This window comes from Novipirellula caenicola (genome assembly GCF_039545035.1).
In the GTDB taxonomy this organism is placed as follows: Bacteria; Planctomycetota; Planctomycetia; order Pirellulales; family Pirellulaceae; genus Novipirellula; species Novipirellula caenicola.
On the sequence record NZ_BAABRO010000004.1, the window covers coordinates 505378 to 523193 of the forward strand.

At 56.4% G+C, this 17816-nt stretch carries 17 protein-coding genes; 9 read left to right on the forward strand and 8 right to left on the reverse strand.

The window, feature by feature from the left end; translation table 11 throughout:
- The first annotated feature begins 147 nt into the window (after positions 1-147).
- Entirely contained in the window at positions 148-1263 is a 1116-nt protein-coding gene (locus ABEA92_RS11455) for a DegT/DnrJ/EryC1/StrS family aminotransferase (RefSeq protein ID WP_345683958.1), read from the forward strand.
- A complete protein-coding gene (surE, locus tag ABEA92_RS11460; RefSeq protein WP_345683959.1) occupies positions 1260-1979 on the forward strand; it encodes a 5'/3'-nucleotidase SurE in 720 nt (239 codons plus the stop codon). Before ABEA92_RS11455 ends, surE begins: the two co-directional genes overlap by 4 nt.
- 6 nt (positions 1980-1985) lie before the next feature.
- Here the strand turns inward: surE and ABEA92_RS11465 are convergent, their stop codons facing one another.
- Positions 1986-3404, reverse strand: a complete 1419-nt coding sequence (locus ABEA92_RS11465) for a TIGR01777 family oxidoreductase (protein ID WP_345683960.1) — start codon at positions 3402-3404, stop codon at positions 1986-1988.
- 113 nt (positions 3405-3517) lie between these two features.
- Positions 3518-4651, reverse strand: a complete 1134-nt coding sequence (locus ABEA92_RS11470; RefSeq protein ID WP_345683961.1) for a sigma-70 family RNA polymerase sigma factor — start codon at positions 4649-4651, stop codon at positions 3518-3520.
- 471 nt (positions 4652-5122) lie between these two features.
- On the opposite strand from ABEA92_RS11470, the gene ABEA92_RS11475 reads away from it, so the two are divergent.
- Together ABEA92_RS11475 and ABEA92_RS11480 are read left to right on the forward strand one after the other, a co-directional pair.
- Entirely contained in the window at positions 5123-6028 is a 906-nt protein-coding gene (locus ABEA92_RS11475) for a helix-turn-helix domain-containing protein (RefSeq protein ID WP_345683962.1), read from the forward strand.
- Positions 6029-6057: 29 nt separating this feature from the next.
- The gene (locus ABEA92_RS11480) at positions 6058-6774 is read left to right on the forward strand and encodes a dual specificity protein phosphatase family protein (protein WP_345683963.1); all 717 of its coding nucleotides are present in this window, start codon (positions 6058-6060) and stop codon (positions 6772-6774) included.
- Here the strand turns inward: ABEA92_RS11480 and ABEA92_RS11485 are convergent.
- The 3 genes from ABEA92_RS11485 to ABEA92_RS11495 form a co-directional block, all read right to left on the reverse strand.
- A complete protein-coding gene (locus tag ABEA92_RS11485) occupies positions 6694-7080 on the reverse strand; it encodes a hypothetical protein (protein ID WP_345683964.1) in 387 nt (128 codons plus the stop codon). The two genes, ABEA92_RS11480 and ABEA92_RS11485, sit on opposite strands and share 81 nt — an antisense overlap.
- Before the next feature lie 399 nt (positions 7081-7479).
- Entirely contained in the window at positions 7480-8766 is a 1287-nt protein-coding gene (locus ABEA92_RS11490) for a glucose-1-phosphate adenylyltransferase (protein ID WP_345683965.1), read from the reverse strand.
- A gap of 179 nt (positions 8767-8945) precedes the next feature.
- Complete coding sequence (locus ABEA92_RS11495; RefSeq protein ID WP_345683966.1) at positions 8946-9917, reverse strand: ferredoxin--NADP reductase; 972 nt, start codon at positions 9915-9917, stop codon at positions 8946-8948.
- Positions 9918-10181: 264 nt separating this feature from the next.
- Here ABEA92_RS11495 and ABEA92_RS11500 point away from each other — a divergent pair, with 264 nt between their 5' ends.
- Complete coding sequence (locus tag ABEA92_RS11500) at positions 10182-11630, forward strand: hypothetical protein (RefSeq protein WP_345683967.1); 1449 nt, start codon at positions 10182-10184, stop codon at positions 11628-11630.
- Positions 11631-11764: 134 nt separating this feature from the next.
- Positions 11765-13171 carry a protoporphyrinogen oxidase gene (hemG, locus tag ABEA92_RS11505; RefSeq protein ID WP_345683968.1) on the forward strand — a complete coding sequence of 469 codons (1407 nt, stop codon included), beginning with the start codon at positions 11765-11767 and terminating at the stop codon, positions 13169-13171.
- Between the two features lie 24 nt (positions 13172-13195).
- On the opposite strand, the gene ABEA92_RS11510 is transcribed toward hemG, so the two are convergent.
- The 3 genes from ABEA92_RS11510 to ABEA92_RS11520 all read right to left on the reverse strand — a co-directional run bounded on the left by ABEA92_RS11510 (position 13196) and on the right by ABEA92_RS11520 (position 14629).
- A complete protein-coding gene (locus ABEA92_RS11510) occupies positions 13196-13420 on the reverse strand; it encodes a SlyX family protein (protein WP_345683969.1) in 225 nt (74 codons plus the stop codon).
- Positions 13421-13423: 3 nt separating this feature from the next.
- Positions 13424-14284, reverse strand: a complete 861-nt coding sequence (ypfJ, locus tag ABEA92_RS11515) for a KPN_02809 family neutral zinc metallopeptidase (protein WP_345683970.1) — start codon at positions 14282-14284, stop codon at positions 13424-13426.
- 102 nt (positions 14285-14386) lie between these two features.
- Positions 14387-14629, reverse strand: coding sequence for a hypothetical protein (locus ABEA92_RS11520; RefSeq protein WP_345683971.1), 243 nt, complete (start codon positions 14627-14629; stop codon positions 14387-14389).
- A gap of 41 nt (positions 14630-14670) precedes the next feature.
- Here ABEA92_RS11520 and ABEA92_RS11525 point away from each other — a divergent pair, with 41 nt between their 5' ends.
- The 3 genes from ABEA92_RS11525 to ABEA92_RS11535 all read left to right on the forward strand — a co-directional run bounded on the left by ABEA92_RS11525 (position 14671) and on the right by ABEA92_RS11535 (position 17797).
- A complete protein-coding gene (locus tag ABEA92_RS11525; protein WP_345683972.1) occupies positions 14671-15621 on the forward strand; it encodes a YdcF family protein in 951 nt (316 codons plus the stop codon).
- Between the two features lie 453 nt (positions 15622-16074).
- Positions 16075-16626: a rhodanese-like domain-containing protein gene (locus ABEA92_RS11530; RefSeq protein ID WP_345683973.1), complete on the forward strand. Its 552-nt coding sequence runs from the start codon at positions 16075-16077 to the stop codon at positions 16624-16626.
- Positions 16627-16669: 43 nt separating this feature from the next.
- Positions 16670-17797: an efflux RND transporter periplasmic adaptor subunit gene (locus tag ABEA92_RS11535; protein WP_345683974.1), complete on the forward strand. Its 1128-nt coding sequence runs from the start codon at positions 16670-16672 to the stop codon at positions 17795-17797.
- Positions 17798-17816: the final 19 nt, after the last annotated feature.

Below are 17816 nucleotides of genomic sequence, written 5' to 3' on the forward strand. Positions count from 1 at the left end.
GGCATGATATGGAAGCGAAAAAAACGTCACAAGCCCAGCACGGCGGTTATTACGTGACGGACACGTATCTTCCTGACCCGTAGTGCAGTCTCCGTAGCCGCCCTGACCCCAGCGGAGCGTAGCGGACCTGCGATTCTGACCGTCAAAATGGCCGCCCTTGCGGCAGCCCCCATCCTGCCCAAGCACGCCACTTTCATGCCACTGACGATTCCCCCCTGGCCTCGCCAAACCCCCGAAATCTCCAGGGCGGTGTCGCAGTGCATCGAATCAGCCGATTGGGGGAGCTACCAAAGCCAAGCAAAAAAGACGCTAATTGCGGCGTTAGAGTCGCTTTTCGAGACCCCGCACGTGCGATTGTGCTGCAGTGGAACGGCGGCAATCGAAATCTCGCTACGTGCCGCTGGGGTGACCGCCGGCGATGAAGTGATCGTGTCGGCCTTTGATTACCCAGGCAATTTTCGCTGCATCGAATTGCTGGGCGGAAAACCAGTGCTCGTGGATGTGGCTCGCGAAAATTTTGGTCCGGACGTGGATTCGGTTGCGGCCGCCGCCAGCACGCGTGTTCGCGCGGTGATTGCATCGCATCTGTATGGCCACGCCTGCGACATTGCGTCGCTACGCGATTTGTGTGACCAACAGGGCTGGGTGCTGATCGAAGACACGTGCCAGGCCCCCGGAATGAGGGTCAACGGTAAACCGGCAGGATCGTTTGGCCATTTGGCCACACTTAGTTTTGGCGGCAGCAAACCATTGTCCTCTGGAAATGGCGGTGCCATCTTGACCCGCGATGACCGAATGGCCGCGCGGATGGCGGCATTGCTCGACCGCCCCAGCGAGGCGTTTCCGCTGAGTGCGTTGCAGGCCAGTGTGCTGGTTCCGCAATTGGCCGAACTGCAAAGCGACAATACGCAGCGAGACCACATTGCTCGGCAAATTCAACAGCAACTCCAACGACAAAACTCGACACTGAAGTGCATGGCCGAGACTCGTGATGGCATCGATCCCGCCTATTACAAACTCGCACTGCGTGCCGCTTCGTCATCGATCCGCGATCGCGTCATCGCCACCGCTGCGGAACACCATTTGCCACTTGGACATGGCTTTCGCTCGATGGCACGGTCGAGCGAGCGGCGCTGCCGCAAACCGGTCCCGCTGGATCGATCCGAAGCCCTCGCCAACGAAATCTGTGTGCTCGACCACCGAGCGCTCCTCATCGACGAAGCGGACGTTTTTGAACTCTGTCAGCTATTAGGAAATCCATGAAACTGCTGATCACCAATGATGACGGCATCGATGCCCCTGGTTTGACGGCGTTGGTCGAATCGGTGCTTCATGCAATGGGCGACAATGTCCACGTGATTGTCGTGGCCCCCGATCGCGGACGCAGCGAGTGTGGACACAGCGTGACAACCGGACGCCCGCTTGCGGTCAAATCCGTTCGCCCGGATTGGTTCCAGATTGACGGTACCCCGGTGGATTGTGTGCGTGCCGGACTGGGCGCGTTAGCCAAAGGAGCCGACGCGGTACTTTCGGGCGTCAACGCCGGAGCAAACCTGGGGGTCGACCTACACGTCAGCGGAACGTTCGCCGCTGCGCGGGAAGCGGCAATCTCTGGAGTCCCCGCACTGGCGTTGTCGCATTACCGCCGCCCCGAGATCGAGAGAACCTGGGACCACGTCCCTCGATGGACCAAAGAAACGATCCGTGAATTCTTGCACGTGTCGCGTGAGCAACAAAATTCGCCGCTGCTGTGGAACCTGAACCTGCCCGCCATCGATCCGGAAATCGAGCAGCCGCCACGGGTGCGATGTGATGTTGATTGGGAACCAATGACACGAATAGCGCATCATCGTGAATCCGAGATCCATTTCGAAAGCGATTTCCACTCGCGACCACGCAAACCGGGACTGGATGTCGAACAATGCTTTGGCGGCGCTATCACGCTTTCCGAGATCCATTTGGATCGACATCTGGGATGACTCGTCTTACACCGCTTCGGATTGCAGCCGGTCACGCCCGAGCGAGTAACGCAGCGCGGCCTCGAGATCGGTAAAGCGGAATGAGTAATCCGATTGCTGCAAGACGTTCGGGATGACTCGGGTGCTCGACAACAACAACGCATCCGCCATTTCGCCGAGCGCCAATCGCAGCCCAAATGCGGGGGCTGGCACGAGTGGAGGCCGATTCAAAACACGCCCCAGCACACGGGTGAAGTCGGCGTTGGTGATCGGTTCAGGCGAGACGAAATTCACCGGCCCAGAAATCCCTTCACGCTGCACGCAGTGGTAGATCGCTCCCAGCACGTCGTCCAGCGCAATCCAGCTCCACCACTGTTTTCCGCTGCCCAATTTGCCGCCCATCATCTTGGCTGGCAACAACATCTTCTCGAGGGCGCCGCCTGCGACCGATAACACCAACCCAAATCTGGCGTTGATGACACGAATGCCTGCATCGACCGCCGGTTGGCAAGCGGCCTCCCACTGTACGGCCACATCGGACAGAAAGTCGTCGCCAGCGTCTGATGTCTCGTCGAGCACCATTTCACCGCGGTTACCGTAGATTCCGGTGGCCGACGCACAAACCAACACGGACGGTTTTCGCTCGAGCGAGGCAAGTGATTCACAAAGTTGACGAGTCTTGACCACGCGGCTATCACGAATCTGCTGCTTGACCTGATCACTCCAGCGGCCTCCGGCAATCGATTTTCCGGCCAAGTGGACGACCACATCGACTTCGCTGAACTTCTTTATTTCGTCGGCATCATCCCATGCGGCGATCGAACGACCTTGCAGGTCGCTGCTCGGATCCTGCTTGGATCGCACAATCGGAGTCGCCTGGTGCCCCAGAAGTGTCAACAGACGCGTCAAGCCTGAGCCGACCAACCCGCTCGAACCTGAGATCGCAAATCGAAGCGGGGTAGACGGATAACGAGCAGCCAACTGCAGATCGTCCGCAGTGACGCGGTGGCGGTAGGCAAACATGGACTCAATCTTGCGACGTGCGATCGAACTACCAAAAAAACGACCGAATGCACCCGCAGGCAGTTCGTATTCAATGGAATCGGTTAGCGAGGATCCGGTTTCCGATGGATCCCCGACGCGGTCGCGGAATTCGTGATGATGATTCCAGCATGCAAATGGGCCAGAAACCTGGGTGTCGGCAAAATGACGGGGCGGATCATACTCGGTGTGTCGAGCGACCCAGCGAAGCGGCACTCCGGCGAAACGGGTTTTCAACACCACTTCGTTGCCGACATCCAAGCCCACGTCGCTTGATTCAACCGTCACGTGTTCCCAGGGCGGAGTCAGACGCTGCAGCGCTCCGGGCCGTTCGTGATAAGCGAATGCGTCCGCCACCGAAACGGGAAGCGGAGTGGTGACGCGGTAATGATTTTTTGAACCCATCAGCGATGATGCTTGTTTAGAAAAGGCAACGGATGTATCCCGGCCGGCAGTCTTGCACCACCGTGGTCATCGCTTCATCGTAACGTCAATGCGATGGCTTGCGGACACACCCCCTAGCTTTCGAGCTCAGCCAAACTCACTTCGTTCGCCATCAATCGCAATTTCTCCATCGCTCGGCTTTCGAGTTGGCGGACCCGTTCCTTGCTGATCCCGAGGCGGTCGGCCAGCGATTGTAGCGTTCGCACTTTACGATGCGGGCCAAGCGAAAAACGAGACCGAATGATCAATTTTTCCCGGCGATCGAGTTCGTCCAACATCTCGGCCAACCGTCGACGCAGCTCGTGCCAGCGGTTTTCGCTGATCGATGATTCTGATCCCTCGTCCGTCAAATCCAAGTTCATGTCCTGCAACCCGCCCATCACCTTTTGACGTTCTTGCTGGTTCAACACCACGGTACGGTACGCATTGCGCCGGACCACTTGCGTTGCATAGGTGCTAAAGCGAAACCCGCGATCGTAGTCGAACTTCTCGACCGCTCGAATCAACGCCACGATCCCATCGCTAAGCAGTTCGTCAAACGGATTGTTTCCATTGACAAACTTTTTGACGATCGAAAACACCAACCGCAAATTGGCTTCGACGATTCGATCGCGGTGCCAATTCGCCAATGCAATCAACCGTTCAATCAAAGCCAAACGGGCGCGGGACGGGCGTTTCGGGTTGAGTAGCCGGCGATGCACCGCAGCCTGATGAAGCAGGAAATTCATCCGCTGAAACAGCATCACCTCTTGCTCCGGCTTTAACAGCGGTGCCTCACACAGTCGACCGAGGTGAATCGGCAGATCCGCGCCACTGCGAGAAACGATCCGTGCTCCGACCGCAGGCGTGGGATCCGCCAAATTCAGCGGCGCGGCAAACACAATGTCGCCCTGCTTCGAGTCGGCAAAGTCCTTGTTGGCAATGAAGCTGATCTCGTGACGAAGCTGAACCTTAGTGCGACGCACCAATTCGTCTTTGTCCATCGACTCGTAGTCGGTCATGTAGGGTTCGATCGCCGCAGTTGCCGCGGATAACTCCTGCGATCGAATCCAGCTGCCCGCTCGCGCAGGTACCGGAGCCGGCTCTGCACTTGCGTGGACCGCTGGAGGATCCGACTCGCGGTCCGACGACAGACAGGAGGTCAAACGTTTTGCTGCTGCAACTTCGCTAGCCGCTGGCTCATTTGATATTGAAATGGTGGTAGTCATAAAAATCACAGGGGTTGAGTTTTCGCTTCACAGCGACCGCGTTGAACAGCGACCGCGTTGAACAGCGACCGTAGCGCCCGGCAGCGGTACGAATCACGCGAGGCCGAAGCACCTAACGCAAAGAACAGGCCAAAACGCCCGACAGCTTACATGCACGTCTTGAACGCCAAAACCGTTCAATACGTTAGACCGTCGCTGGTGTGTAGAAACAACAAAATAAAACACGAAAACCACCGAAAATCCGCAGCGGATGACTAGGAACCAATTAAAAACACGTTTTTTGCTGAGTTATCGCGTCATTGCCCGTTGGCGAATTTGGCTCGACTCCTACAATCACTGGCGATTTCTAATTCGATCGCAAAACGTCCTAAACGTTCAAAACGAGTCCGGCCTGGACGTTTTTGGTTCAATCAAGCCCGCAGCTCACGATGGGCTCGTCGCTCAAAACTTGGCCTTTCCGGAGACAAACCCGTGGCGGCTCGACAACCTCATTACTCTCCCAAGCAAGTCGCCGACGCCCTTCAAGTCAGTGAATCCTCGGTCAAACGCTGGTGCGATCGCGGCACGATCCCCACCATCCGCACCGTCGGCGGCCATCGCCGCATCACTTTGGATGGGCTGCAGGTCTTTCTGTCACAGGCCGACCGCACGTTGGTCAATCCAGACGTTCTTGGACTTCCTGCCCTGATTTCCTGCCGAAAAACCGAGATTTCAGGAGCGGCAACGGACTACCAACGACAGTTCCGCAGTGCGCTGGCGGTCGGTGACGAACCAGCGTGTCGCGAAATCCTCCATCATCAAATTGAACTTCGCCAAACCGAGCAGGGGCAAACGCGTGCCGAAATTGCGGAATTATTGATCGCCGACGCGATGCACGGACTCGGCGAAGCGTGGTGCCGCAACGAATTGGACGTCTACCAAGAGCGTCGTGCCTGTGGGATCGCCCATCAGCTGATCACCGAACTGACCGCCACCTTGCCGCCACCAAAATCGACGGCGTTGACCGCTGTGGGAGGGGCCCCCGAGGGCGATCACTATCAACTGCCGATGATGTTGGTCCAGCTAGCGCTTCGCGAGCTAGGCTGGAATTCGGTGTGCTTGGGGAACCATTTGCCACTGCAAAGCTTTGCTCAGGCGGCACATGACTATCAGTCGGATTTGGTCTGGTTGAGCGTTTCAGCACTGACCGACGCTGCGGCGTTTATCGCCGAAGAAACCCAATTGGCAGCCGACCTCGGCGAGCACATTCCGCTGCTGGTGGGCGGCCGAGCGCTTTGCGATGAAATTCGGCCACGGTTACGCTATACCGCTCATTGCGATAATTTGCGTCAATTCGTCGAATTAGTCGCAATGATGCAGCTAAGTCTGCGACGCTAACCACCCCAACGCGATACCGAGTCAACGCGATGCCAAGTGACAGTGAAGGGCCCCGGGCCGCCAATGCCTCCGACCAAGATTGGGATGCTGCCGAAACGCAGCAAGCACCAGCGGATCGGCCTGCGATGCCGCTAGCTCGCGATATCGAACTCCCATCGCACGAGGCCGGCGTGAGCGAAGTCGATCTTAGCGAACTTCCTGCGACTCGCATCGCTGCATCGATACGGCAACGACTTTATGCACGCTCGGTGTTTTACCCCACCTTGGCTTGGAACTTCACGCTTGGGCGAATCTTGCGAGTGCGTCGTTGGTGGGATTACATCGACCCTAGCGTCATTGTCGGAGCTTACCCGTTTGCTCGCGATGTCCCTGGGCTCTCGGCCGAAGGCGTTCGCGCGGTCGTCAATACATGCGAAGAGTATCCAGGTCCCTTGAGGGCCTACGAATCCTTTGGGATCGAACAGTTCCACATGCCGACGACCGATTTCACGCATCCGTTGCTGAAGGATGTGTGCAACGCGGTGGAGTTTGTCCAGCAGCATGTGGAGAACGAAGGTAAAGTCTATATCCACTGCAAGGCTGGCCGCGCACGAAGTGCAACCGTAGCAATTTGCTGGTTGATCAAACATCGCGGGCTGTCGATCAGCGACGCCCAGGCGGCACTGCTAGCTGCGCGGCCACACATCAATCCGCGATTGGGACAGCGTCCCGTGGTCCAGCAATTTGCCGAACGCTGGGGCGCGTGATTGAGCCAAAAGTTTGGCAGCGTCCCAGGCATACATTGGCACTTTCGGTACGACCACGACCCACGTATCGACCGCCATCGACGGTGTGGTCAACGAGCCCTGCAAAGTGCCGACGATCCGCTGGGATTCTTCTCGGACCATTTCAAGCGGAGGATTCGCCGCACCGTTGTTGCGAGGCAGTGAAGCCAGTGCCGTTTTCTGCGCAGGCGTGAACTCCGTCGGACCTTCACCCACACGATTTTGTGCCTCGGCATATCCCCCCACCACACTTGCCAACAGGAATGCCGCCGTTGCGATCCGTCTCATTTGTTACCTCAAGTGATCTTGCTAAACCGATTGTCCCTGCCAACGCTCAGTCGCGTCATGCGGCGACTTTCGGGGGCACCATCCGGCGACTGCGGAACACCAGTCTAAGTTGCGATGCACTGGAGATCAAACTGCGGGCTCAAGATGCGTGATCACGCGGTGCAGAGACTATTGGGGGCGGTACCGATGCAATCGTGATTGTTCAAGACGGGTTTCCACCCGCAAGTTTGGCCTTGGTCACGCCCATTAAAGGCCCCGACCAATTACTTTTGGCGAGTCCATAAAAAAAGGTTCACCGCATGTCACGGCGAACCCTTTGAAAAATTAACAAACTCGCGGACGAGTTGAGATGCGACCGTGCGGGACTTGAGCCTTTGCTGCCGCCTCAACTGAACTGCGTCAGCTTTGGTGTCCCGATTCGATCTGGCCTTCCTTGATCACAATTGAGATGCCGTCACGGATTTGCAACGCTTCGTCTTCGCCTTGATTCTCTACCCCGGCTTGGTTGGTGATCCTGACGTTTTCGCCGATGCGACAATTCTTGTCCAAGATTGTTCCCTCGATCACGCTACCGCTGCCGATTCCCATCGGCAACACGCCCGCAGGAAGCTCGGTTTTTTCGCATTCGATATCGTCGGCTCCCATGACCACCGAGTCCTTGATCGTGACATTGTCGCCGATCACGGTCCGCAGCCCGATCACACTGTTTTTGATCGTGACGTTATCACCAATGCGGCAACCGTCGGCGATCAAACTCGACTCAATATGCGCGTCGCCCATGATCGTCGGAGGCAGAAAACGAGGCCGGCTGTAGATCGGCGCGTTGGGGTCACGAAGTTCAAACGGAGGTGCTTTGCCAGCGAGCGACAAATTGGCCTCGTAGAAGGCACGAATCGTTCCGATGTCTTCCCAGTAGCCATCGAACAGATGCACTTGAACCTTGTGCGATTGCAGCGACTGCGGGAAAATTCCCTTGCCAAAATCTTCGTGCGACGATTCGTTCAACAGATCGACCATCACGGATTTGTTGAAAATGTAAAGCCCCATGCTGGCCAAACAATCACGTCCGTGGCTCTCGACGCCTCGTGCATCGATCCAAGCGGGATCCATGCGTACCGTCGCCAATTCTTCTTCGGTCTGAGGCTTTTCGACAAACCCGGTCACTCGGCCAGAGTCATTCACCTGCATGATTCCCAGCGACGAAGCGTCGCCTCGCGAAACTGGAATCCCAGCGATGGTGGCATCCGCGCCCGATTCGATATGGGTCCGCAGCATGTCGCGAAAATCCATTCGGTACAGTTGGTCCCCCGACAGGATCAGCACATGTTCGATCCAGTCCTCTTGCAGATGGACTAGATTTTTTCGCACCGCGTCGGCAGTGCCTTGGTACCAATCGGTCGACTCGTCGACCGTTTGCTGCGCGGCTAGCAATTCGACAAAACCGCCACTGAAGTGGTCAAAGTGATACGTTTGCCGCAGGTGACGATGCAAGCTTTCCGACAGAAATTGCGTCAGCACGTAAACGCGATTCAGTCCGCTGTTGATACAGTTGCTGATCGGAATGTCGATCAAGCGATACTTGGCAGCCAACGGGACGGCGGGTTTAGCACGGATTTTCGTCAACGGAAACAAGCGAGTTCCGCGACCGCCACCCAGAATCAAAGCAATCGTATTTTTTAGGTCCATGACAAATCTCGTAGTTAATCCAAGTAAGAAAAGCTTCTAAGTGGCAGGTGCCCTGTCACCCCAAAACGCACATCGCTGTCGCACGGTTTTCGTGGATTTCGAAGAGTGAAGTAGGAAAAGGGGGAGCCCGTTTTTTTAACCTGCTCGCATGCGGGCGCGAAGTGTTATTCAGGTCGGGTTTACCAATACTTCTCGAAACGAATCGATCCAGGTCCGTGATAATCGTGAGCGTCTTGAAAACCAGCATGTTTTAACAATGGAATCATCCCGGGATCGACCGGCGGCTCCGCTCCAGGCGGCACGTAACCGATCATCGCAGGATTGCCACACAGAAAAACATGCGTCCGCTTTGGATCGAGTGGATCGCCGGCCATTTCCGCCAATCGTCCCGACACGAACAACTCTTGGATGTATTGTTTGCCGACGTAACGAGGATGATGCGGATCGAGATTCTCTGGATCGCGAGTGGTCACCGGCAAGTAACAATAGTTGCCAAATGAATCCATCAGCCGAGCGTGTTCTTTGGCATACGCCAAATCTTTGCGGTGGCGGACGCAGGTCACGTTGACAATTCGTCCGCGATGGTTGTTCACCAACAACTCGGTGGTCATCGCATTGTGCGGTGCTTCGCCCGTTCCGGTGCCGAGCATCAAGATCGTCTCGTCCGGACGAATCTCGGGGCCAAGCGTGTAGTGCCCGACGATCTTCTTGCCGACCATCAATCGGTCGCCCACCTGTTGCCGGAACAATCGCGGCGTCAACGCCGGTGGCCCCTTCTCGGTTGAATCGGCTTTGCGAACCAGCGTGACGTAAAACTCGAGATAATCGACAGAGTTGACCGACTTGAGATTGCCCAACGGATCCAGCATCGGGCACGAGATCGAATAGGCTCGCTGAACGACCTTGGATTGCTTGCTAAAAGGCAGCACTTCTCGCTGAGTCCCAGCCAGCCGAGGTTCCCAGTTGCCCAGCCCCAACGTCACGTACTGCCCCGGTTCGAAAGGCTCAAACGGGGTGTCGGGACGGATGCGAAAGCGGCTCAAGTCCGTGTGAGAGTCGATCCGCTCGATGATGGTCGCGTTGTAATGCTTTTCCTGCAAACTGCGGATCTGCTCGGCGGTCAGGGGCCCCGAATCTATCGTCTCACTCAATGCGAACTCTCCACCGTGAATACTGAAGGGAATCACCCTAAATAGGGATTAGCGACTCAATTCGTGACCTAAAGCCGTCTTTGAATCAATATAATAGGTATTTATCAGCCGAGTCTTGATAACTTGGCTTCAAATCGCGGCGCAAACTGAATATTTTTCAAAGGCGTTGTTCTTGTTAACCGTTTCTTTGTCGTTTCATTAGACGAGCGTTCCATGCAATTCCTCCAATTGCGGTCTGTTGCAATCCATCCTGCTGCGGATTGCGTGTCCCGCTTACTTCTGACCACTCGTCGCTTGCCAGTGGTGATGCCATTGCTGGTGATTCTGTCCGCGTGGTTGGTGGTGCCGGGGCCGGTTCAAGCGGAAACCTGGACCGCATTGCGAGGCAACCACAGCGTGGACGCCGAACTGCTCGGCATTTGGGAAGGCAATGCGATCTTAAAAATGCCCGACGGCCGGCGCGTCTCGGTTCCGTTGATCCACCTGATTAGCGACAGCCGGATTCACGCCAACAAGGTCAACGAAACCATTCAAACGCATCGCGCCGAATTGGTCAGCGAGCTCAAGGCTCAAGCGGCCGAGGCGGCGGCCCCCGCGCCGACCACGCTCCCTGAACCGCCAGAGGCTCCGGAATACCGACCGCTCGACAAGGATGCGACGGCGATCGAAACGCTACAGCACCTACAGGACCAATCTTCCTCGGGTCATTTGTTGTTGGCCTACTTTGATTCGTTACCCCCGAAATATCGCGCCGACCTCGATGGGATCGTCAAAGCGGGAACTTCGAAGCTGGACGCTGCGAGCATCAATTCCAGCGTTGGCCCGCTCTACAATGCAGCCGATCTTGTTGTCACGCATCAAAATTGGATTTTCAGTCATCCACGAATGAAAATGCTTGACGGCAACACCCGAGAAACCTTGCGTACGCTGCTTCTCAATGCGGCCGGCGCGATCCGCGCCACCCTGGACCCGGCTGCCCTTACCGCCGAGAAACTTGACTCGATGCAATTGCGTGACTGGTTGGTCCAGCGCGACCGCGCCGTTGCTCCGTACCTGTATGCTCTGCAAAGCGTGCTGCCCGCCTCTGCCGTGACGTTTGAAGAATACGACGCAAGCAAACAGAATCCGTACGGAGGCTACGGTGACGAACCCGGCTATGACCCCGATTACGATTCAAGCATGGAAATCGCCGAATTATCGGGCGAAGAAGGACCTCCCGGCGACGCACCCGCCAAGCCGGATGCCGCGACGCCACCCAAGCCGGAATCCAATGAAGCGAAAGTCAAAGTCACGCAAAACGGACGTTCGGTGATTCTCGACATGGTCCGAGTGGATGGGTACTGGATTCCAAAATCGTTGTCCGAGAACTGGAAGGAATCCGTTGCGGCAAAAAAAGAAAAGGCAGCTTCTTCGGGATTGATGTCGTTGCTAAGTTCGCCCGCAATCACCGCAGTGGGGTCGATGCTGCAACCAACGATTGATACGCTTTCCGCTGCAAACACCGCCGAAGAATTTCATCAAGCGATGGAAACCGTGTTTCAACAAGCACAAACCTTTGCTTCGGTGCTTGGGGGACTTGCCGGAAATTCGTCGGGGATCTCCAATCCGTGGCAACCCGCCAAATCCTCCAGCAACCAACAGCGGAGCGACGGTTACCCGGACGAAGCGTATCGCGAAGAAATGGAAATGCAATACAACTCGGACGCACCGTGATCGAGGGCAGCCTTTGATTTGGTCGACTGGCGTTGGGGCAACTGGCACTAGGTCGGCTGGCACTAGGTCGACTGGCGTTGGGGCGGGGCCTCGGTGATACAAGCGAAATACTCTCGATCGGAATCCTATCAGGCGTGTCGGAAAAAACGGAACCCACCGTTGCAATTGTCGGTGGCGGTTTGTCGGGACTCGCCACCGCCGTCCATCTGCATCTGAAAAACCCCAATCGTCGACTTGCGGTCTTCGAATCGTCCCCCCGCGTGGGCGGCGTGATCCATACCGAGCGAATCGACGATTTTGTGCTCGATCATGGCGCCGACATGTTCGCATTGAACCCTCCCGCGGCCATCAATTTGTGCCGTCAGCTGGGTGCCGAGGACCGTCTGATCTTGCCCAATCAAACCGGCCGTGGGGCGATGATCGTTCATCACGGAAAGCTAAAACCGCTGCCGGATGGTTTCGTTTTGATGCGGGCCACCAAAATGCTGCCGATGCTGACAACGGGGCTGCTGTCGCTGCGTGGCAAATTACGAATGGCGGCTGAGGCGTTCGTGCCCAAACGCTACACGCTCGATGACGAAAGCGTGGCCAATTTTGTCCGCCGACGGCTCGGAAACGAAGTGCTGCAGCGGATCGTTGGCCCTTTGGTCGCTGGCATCTATACCGCTGACGTTGAATCGCTCAGCATGAACGCGACAATGAAGCCGTTCGTCGAGATGGAGCGTCAATACGGTTCGTTGACACGAGCAACGCTTGCACGTCGCCGATCGGGACAAGACTCGGTTGAACGCAGCAGTGCCGGAGCTCGCTACGAACAATTTCGGGCCTTCCCCGGCGGAATGATCGAGCTGCCCAAACTGCTCAGCGAGTCCTTGCCCGTCGGAACGGTTCGTCTGCAATGTGGCGTTCAGTCGATCCAGCGACTCGAGGATCAGTGGTTGGTCCAGGATACCCAAGGCGGCTCGGGGCAGTACGACGATGTGGTCTTGGCGACCCCGCCGCGGATCAGTGCAACATTTTTGCGGGACATCGCTCCCGCTGCGGCTGCCGAGCTTTCCTCGATCGAATCCTCTTCGACAGCGATCGTCGTGATGGCAGTTCGCCGAGAGGACATTGCCGAAAAACGTCGCATGTTCGGCTTTGTCGTTCCGCCGATCGAACGCCGACGCATTTTGGCAGCCAGCTTTGCCAGCGAGAAATATGCCGGACGCGCACCACAAGATCACGTCATCGTGCGTGTCTTTATCGGAGGGACACTGCAACGAGAACTGCTAGAACACGATGACGAAACCCTTGTGGACATTGCCAGTGATGAATTGGCAGAACTGATTGGGCTTCGCGGTACCCCTGTCCTCACTCGCGTCGTTCGCTGGAACGACGCAATGCCTCAGTACACGCTCGGTCACGTCGAACGGGTGCAGCGAATTCGCGAATCGATCGCCTCCGCCCCGGGAATTCACTTGATCAGCAACGCGCTGGACGGGGTCGGTATCGCTCCGGTGATTGCGGCTGCAGAAAAACTCGCCAACCAAATCGGCTGACGCAGCTCTCTCAGCGATACGCGTTTAGTAGTGAGGTGGCTTTTCGTCCAGCGGATCCTGAGCCGGTTCCTTGGCCGCCTTCAAATCCTCCATTTTCTCCTTCATCGCTTTGAGCACCGCTTGCAGACGATCTTGCCGCATCGCTTGTTCGGTAACCACTTCATTCAATTGGTCGTAAGCGTGTTGCATATGCGTGATCTTGATTTCAAGTTCGATGACGCGTTGTGCCAAATTCGTTTCGTTCGCCATACCCTACAAATCTTTCGTGTTAAACGTATCGCCTTGCCGAAGATCGCCGGTTTGTAGCCCTAGCCGAAACCACCGCAACCGCTGCGCGCTGGATCCATGCGTGAACGATTCAACGTCGACGTAACCTCGGCTTCGCTTCTGAAGTCGGTCGTCACCGATTGCCGCCGCAGCACGCAACCCCTCTTCGATATCCCCTTCTTCAATCACCTGCTTCTGCTTTTGCAAGTGATGCAGCATACAGCCTGCGAGAAAGTCGGCCTGCAATTCGAGTTGCACCGAGGCTTGATTCGCTTCGGTTTCGCTGCGAGTCCGCCGGATCTGCTGGACTTGATCGGTGTAACCAAGCAGGTTTTGTACATGGTGACCGACCTCATGAGCAATCACATAGGCTTGCGCAAAATCGCCCGGAGCCCCTAATTGGTCCGACAACTGAGCGAAAAAGGAGGTGTCGAGATAAACCTTGCGGTCGGCCGGACAATAAAATGGCCCCGATTCCGCTGTCGCACCGCCACACGCCGATCGCACTTGGCCACTGAACAAGACGAGAGTCGGTGGGACATATTCGCGGCCCAACTGCGTGCGAAACAGGTGCGTCCACACATCCTCGCTATCGGCGAGAATGGTTTTTGCAAAATCCCCGGCTTCGATCTCCGCGGGCGTTAACTCACGATTCGCTTCGGCTTGCCCAATTCTGGCACCGGGCACTTGCTGAGGTTGCTGCAATATCTGGCGAGGGTCTCCGCCCAACAACGCCACAATCAACGCCAAGATCAATATCCCCGCACCGCCGCGGGCAACCGCCGGTCCGCTCATCCCCCGACGGTCTTCAACATTGTCACTCTGCCGACGTCCACGCCATCGCATACGATCACTCCTTTTGATTACCAAAATTCAACGACAAAAGAACCAACATGTTCAAGCAGAGTCATTCGATTAGACTGCTTCTGCTGTCCAACTCGGAAGCGGTCAAACCACGTCATTTTCACAGGATTGTATCGCCACAAAAATTTCTCGATGCTTGACGCGCCTGACCGACCAATCCACCGTTGCATTTTTCGAGCCAATTTCTGGGCCAATTTTCGAGCCGGTTTTCCTTGCTCGATCCGGATCCCGGCAACGCGAAAATGGACGGATCTTCGCTCGATGCGGCCGCAATCTTGAAAAACGCGAAATTGGCCGCAAAAAACCGCTGCCTTGTTCCGCATTCATTTGCCCTCCATTCCTGTTTCGCCTGCTGATTTTTGCAAACCATGAATCACTCTCGCCCCAACGATGCTGCTGTGATCGATCCTGCCGTCAACGATCCACCCGCCCAGCCCACTAACGTGTCCACCGGCCGCACCTCGTCCCCCGACCACGTGTGGACGGTTCGTAATGTCATGACGGGGATCGCTTGGGGCGCCGCGATCGACCTTGCCCTCGTGATTTGGACGTGGATACAGGTCGACAAAGGGATGGCGGATCGCTGTGCCACCGCATTGGTGATGCCGCTTGGCATCCTTTGGACGTTCACGTTGGTCGCCAGCCTGCTCTGTTTTCGGCGAGGGGCCCGGCGTTTTGGAATCGTTTTCGCCCTGCTGTTCGCATTGATTTCAATCACTGGCAACGGAGACGTTGCCGACGCCAGCATGAGCAGTCTCGAACCACCTCGCGCCGATCTCGACGCCCAATCGGAACCGTTTCGCTGTGTCGTTGTGCTTGGCGGTGGCGTCACCATCGCGTACGACGAAGTCCCCGAACTAGGAATCGCCGGCCAACGCATTATGTATACGGCCCAGCTCTGGCACGGCGGTCATACGCAAGCCGTGATTTGCACCGGCGGTTCGTCGCTGGGAAGAATTCAGCCGGCCGAAGCAGGTCGAATGATGCTTGAATCCATCGGAATCCCAAGCGACAAGATCTACGAATCCCCCGGTGATAATACATCCCAAGAGATGAAGAATTTGCAGGCCTTCTTTGCTTCACCTCCCCCAGGCTTTCCTCGCCACGGAAAGATCGGCCTGGTGACCAGCGCGTCTCATATGAAACGTGCAATGCGATTGGCAGCTGAACGTGATCTGAAATTCGTCCCACTGCCTTGTGGCTATGAAACCGGCGCCGACTACGACTTCTCGCCAAGCGAATTGATCCCTAGCCCTGAAGCCATGGACAGCTTCGGCCGTGCTCTCAAAGAACGGCTCGCCCGATTGGTGAACCGCTAAGTAAATAAAAACGTCCAGCAGTGTCATCGGCGTTCGGCTACGGCACGGCCCCGACGCGGCGCAGGCTCTTGCTATTGCTCTGGTCAGCGGCGAGCGAATCGCTCGAGTTATATCGGGGCGGTCCCTCGCGGCACAGACGGCCACTTCGACGCGACCTGAGCGTCCAACGTGGCAATGTGCGATATGTCTCGATTAGCGCCATAACGGCCGAATCCAGCGTTCCGCCAAGATTCGTTGGATTGACATATCGCAATGTCACGATATATTGAACAGACCAGTCGGGACGTCGCGGAATCAGCGTTCGCTCGATCTGTCACCCAAGCAAACCCGCGGCCAGCTGCGACCACGATATGCCGATCGATCACAGCCGAGATGCGATCGGCTCAGCGTTTGCTTGTGGTGCGTTCGTCTTCGGCGGGATACCTCAATCAGTTTTGCAGGATGGAACAAAAAATGTCGGACGTTAAAACCGTTAGCGTTGATGAGCTTGCGATGTTGGATTCGCGAGACGAGATCGATCTAATCGATGTTCGTACACCGCTGGAGTTTCGTGAAGTGCGAGCGTTGATGGCGGAAAACGTGCCACTTGATTCGCTCGATCCTGCAACGTTGATGAGCCGACGTGATCCTGCGAAAACGCTTTATGTCATTTGCAAATCCGGAGCTCGTGGTGCAAAGGCCTGTCAAAAACTGATTGACGCTGGCTACACCAACGTGGCCAATGTGGACGGAGGCACAATGGCTTGGGATGCCGCGGGTTATCCAGTCGTTCGCGGTAAAAAGGGCGTCTCGCTCGAGCGGCAAGTCCGCATTGTCGCCGGCACAATTGTCTTGATCAGCGGCATCTTGGCGATCACCGTGTCGCCATACTTTGCCATCATCGCGGCGATCATGGGTGCCGGCTTGGCGGGGGCAGGCATCTTGGACAGCTGTTTGATGGGCATGATGCTTGCCAAGATGCCCTGGAATCAAGTGAAGAACGATCAATCGTGTTGCGGTTCGTGAACGTTGTGGTTTCAAACCATTGGGTTGCTAGACGAGATGAGACATGAAGACTGCATGGATCCCCAAACTCATTTCCAATTCCACGCGTGTGCTCGCGATGGTTGCCGGATTGGTGTTGATGTTGCTAACAATCGCTTGGTTGTCGGGCATGTTCGAGACCAAGATCGCTCCGGACTGGAGCGTTCGCGGAACCCAGCAGTATGCTGGCGAGCCCACCGATGTTGTTCACGAAATTCGCAAGCAAGCGATCGAAGAAGCAGTTGGAACGTTAAAAGCATCCAGCCGCACGGTGGTCTCGTCCAAATTGCTGGCAACCATCGAGAACATCCGAGTGACGGCGGGCGATCAAGTGGTCGAAGGCCAAGAATTGATTCGATTGGAAAGCCAAGAGTTTCAGGCTCGACTCGACCAAGCCAAACAAAGTCTTGAAGCGGCAATCGCACGCCGCGCTCAAGCCGAAAAACAATTCGAGCGGGTCGAGTCGCTCAAAAAACAAAATGCCGCTTCGCCATCGGACCAAGACTTGGCGTTGCGAGATCTGCAGGTGGCCGAGGCCGAAGAGAGTCGAGCCAGGCAAGCGGTCTCGGAATCGGCCGTCCAGCTTTCGTACACCAAGATCATCGCTTCGAAAAGCGGACGGATTGTCGACCGACTGGCCGAACCCGGCGACGTCGTTAAACCAGGCGAACCGTTGCTAGTGCTCTATGACGAAACCTCGCTCCGGCTCGAAGCCCCTGTACAGGAAAGCTTGGCCGTCAAGATGCGGATCGGTGACGAAATGAAAGTCTATGTCGACGCGGTGGACCAAGAATTCCCGGTCTCGATTGACGAAATTGTGCCGCAAGCCGATGCCCCCAGCCGATCGTTTCTGGTGAAAGCAACGCTGCCAAGGTCCGACCAACTTTATGAAGGCATGTTTGGGCGATTACGAATTCCCACGGGCCAGCGACGACATTTGTGTCTTGCCGATGATGCCATCGTCCGGATGGGGCAACTCGACTTTGTCGACGTTGTGCTTGCCGATGGTGTCGTCGAACGTCGCTTGATCAAAAGCGGTCAAATGGGAATGCCTGGACGTCACGAGGTGCTAAGCGGATTGAAAGCCGGTGAACGCGTGATTCTGCACGCAGAACCTGCTGTTCCTACCCCGGACGAAACGAACATCGAGTGAAATCTGGCTCTAGGAAATC

Bases quoted from the DNA above. Each gene is read 5' to 3' on its own strand.
- surE (WP_345683959.1), top strand. From the start codon at position 1,260: ATGAAACTGCTGATCACCAATGATGACGGCATCGATGCCCCTGGTTTG.
- ABEA92_RS11470 (WP_345683961.1), bottom strand. From the start codon at position 4,651: ATGACTACCACCATTTCAATATCAAATGAGCCAGCGGCTAGCGAAGTT.
- ABEA92_RS11490 (WP_345683965.1), bottom strand. From the start codon at position 8,766: ATGGACCTAAAAAATACGATTGCTTTGATTCTGGGTGGCGGTCGCGGA.
- ABEA92_RS11525 (WP_345683972.1), top strand. From the start codon at position 14,671: ATGAATCACTCTCGCCCCAACGATGCTGCTGTGATCGATCCTGCCGTC.
- ABEA92_RS11530 (WP_345683973.1), top strand. From the start codon at position 16,075: ATGTCGGACGTTAAAACCGTTAGCGTTGATGAGCTTGCGATGTTGGAT.
- ABEA92_RS11455 (WP_345683958.1), top strand. From the start codon at position 148: ATGGCCGCCCTTGCGGCAGCCCCCATCCTGCCCAAGCACGCCACTTTC.
- ABEA92_RS11510 (WP_345683969.1), bottom strand. From the start codon at position 13,420: ATGGCGAACGAAACGAATTTGGCACAACGCGTCATCGAACTTGAAATC.
- ABEA92_RS11485 (WP_345683964.1), bottom strand. From the start codon at position 7,080: ATGAGACGGATCGCAACGGCGGCATTCCTGTTGGCAAGTGTGGTGGGG.
- ABEA92_RS11520 (WP_345683971.1), bottom strand. From the start codon at position 14,629: ATGAATGCGGAACAAGGCAGCGGTTTTTTGCGGCCAATTTCGCGTTTT.
- ABEA92_RS11465 (WP_345683960.1), bottom strand. From the start codon at position 3,404: ATGGGTTCAAAAAATCATTACCGCGTCACCACTCCGCTTCCCGTTTCG.
- ABEA92_RS11480 (WP_345683963.1), top strand. From the start codon at position 6,058: ATGCCAAGTGACAGTGAAGGGCCCCGGGCCGCCAATGCCTCCGACCAA.
- ABEA92_RS11535 (WP_345683974.1), top strand. From the start codon at position 16,670: ATGAAGACTGCATGGATCCCCAAACTCATTTCCAATTCCACGCGTGTG.
- ypfJ (WP_345683970.1), bottom strand. From the start codon at position 14,284: ATGCGATGGCGTGGACGTCGGCAGAGTGACAATGTTGAAGACCGTCGG.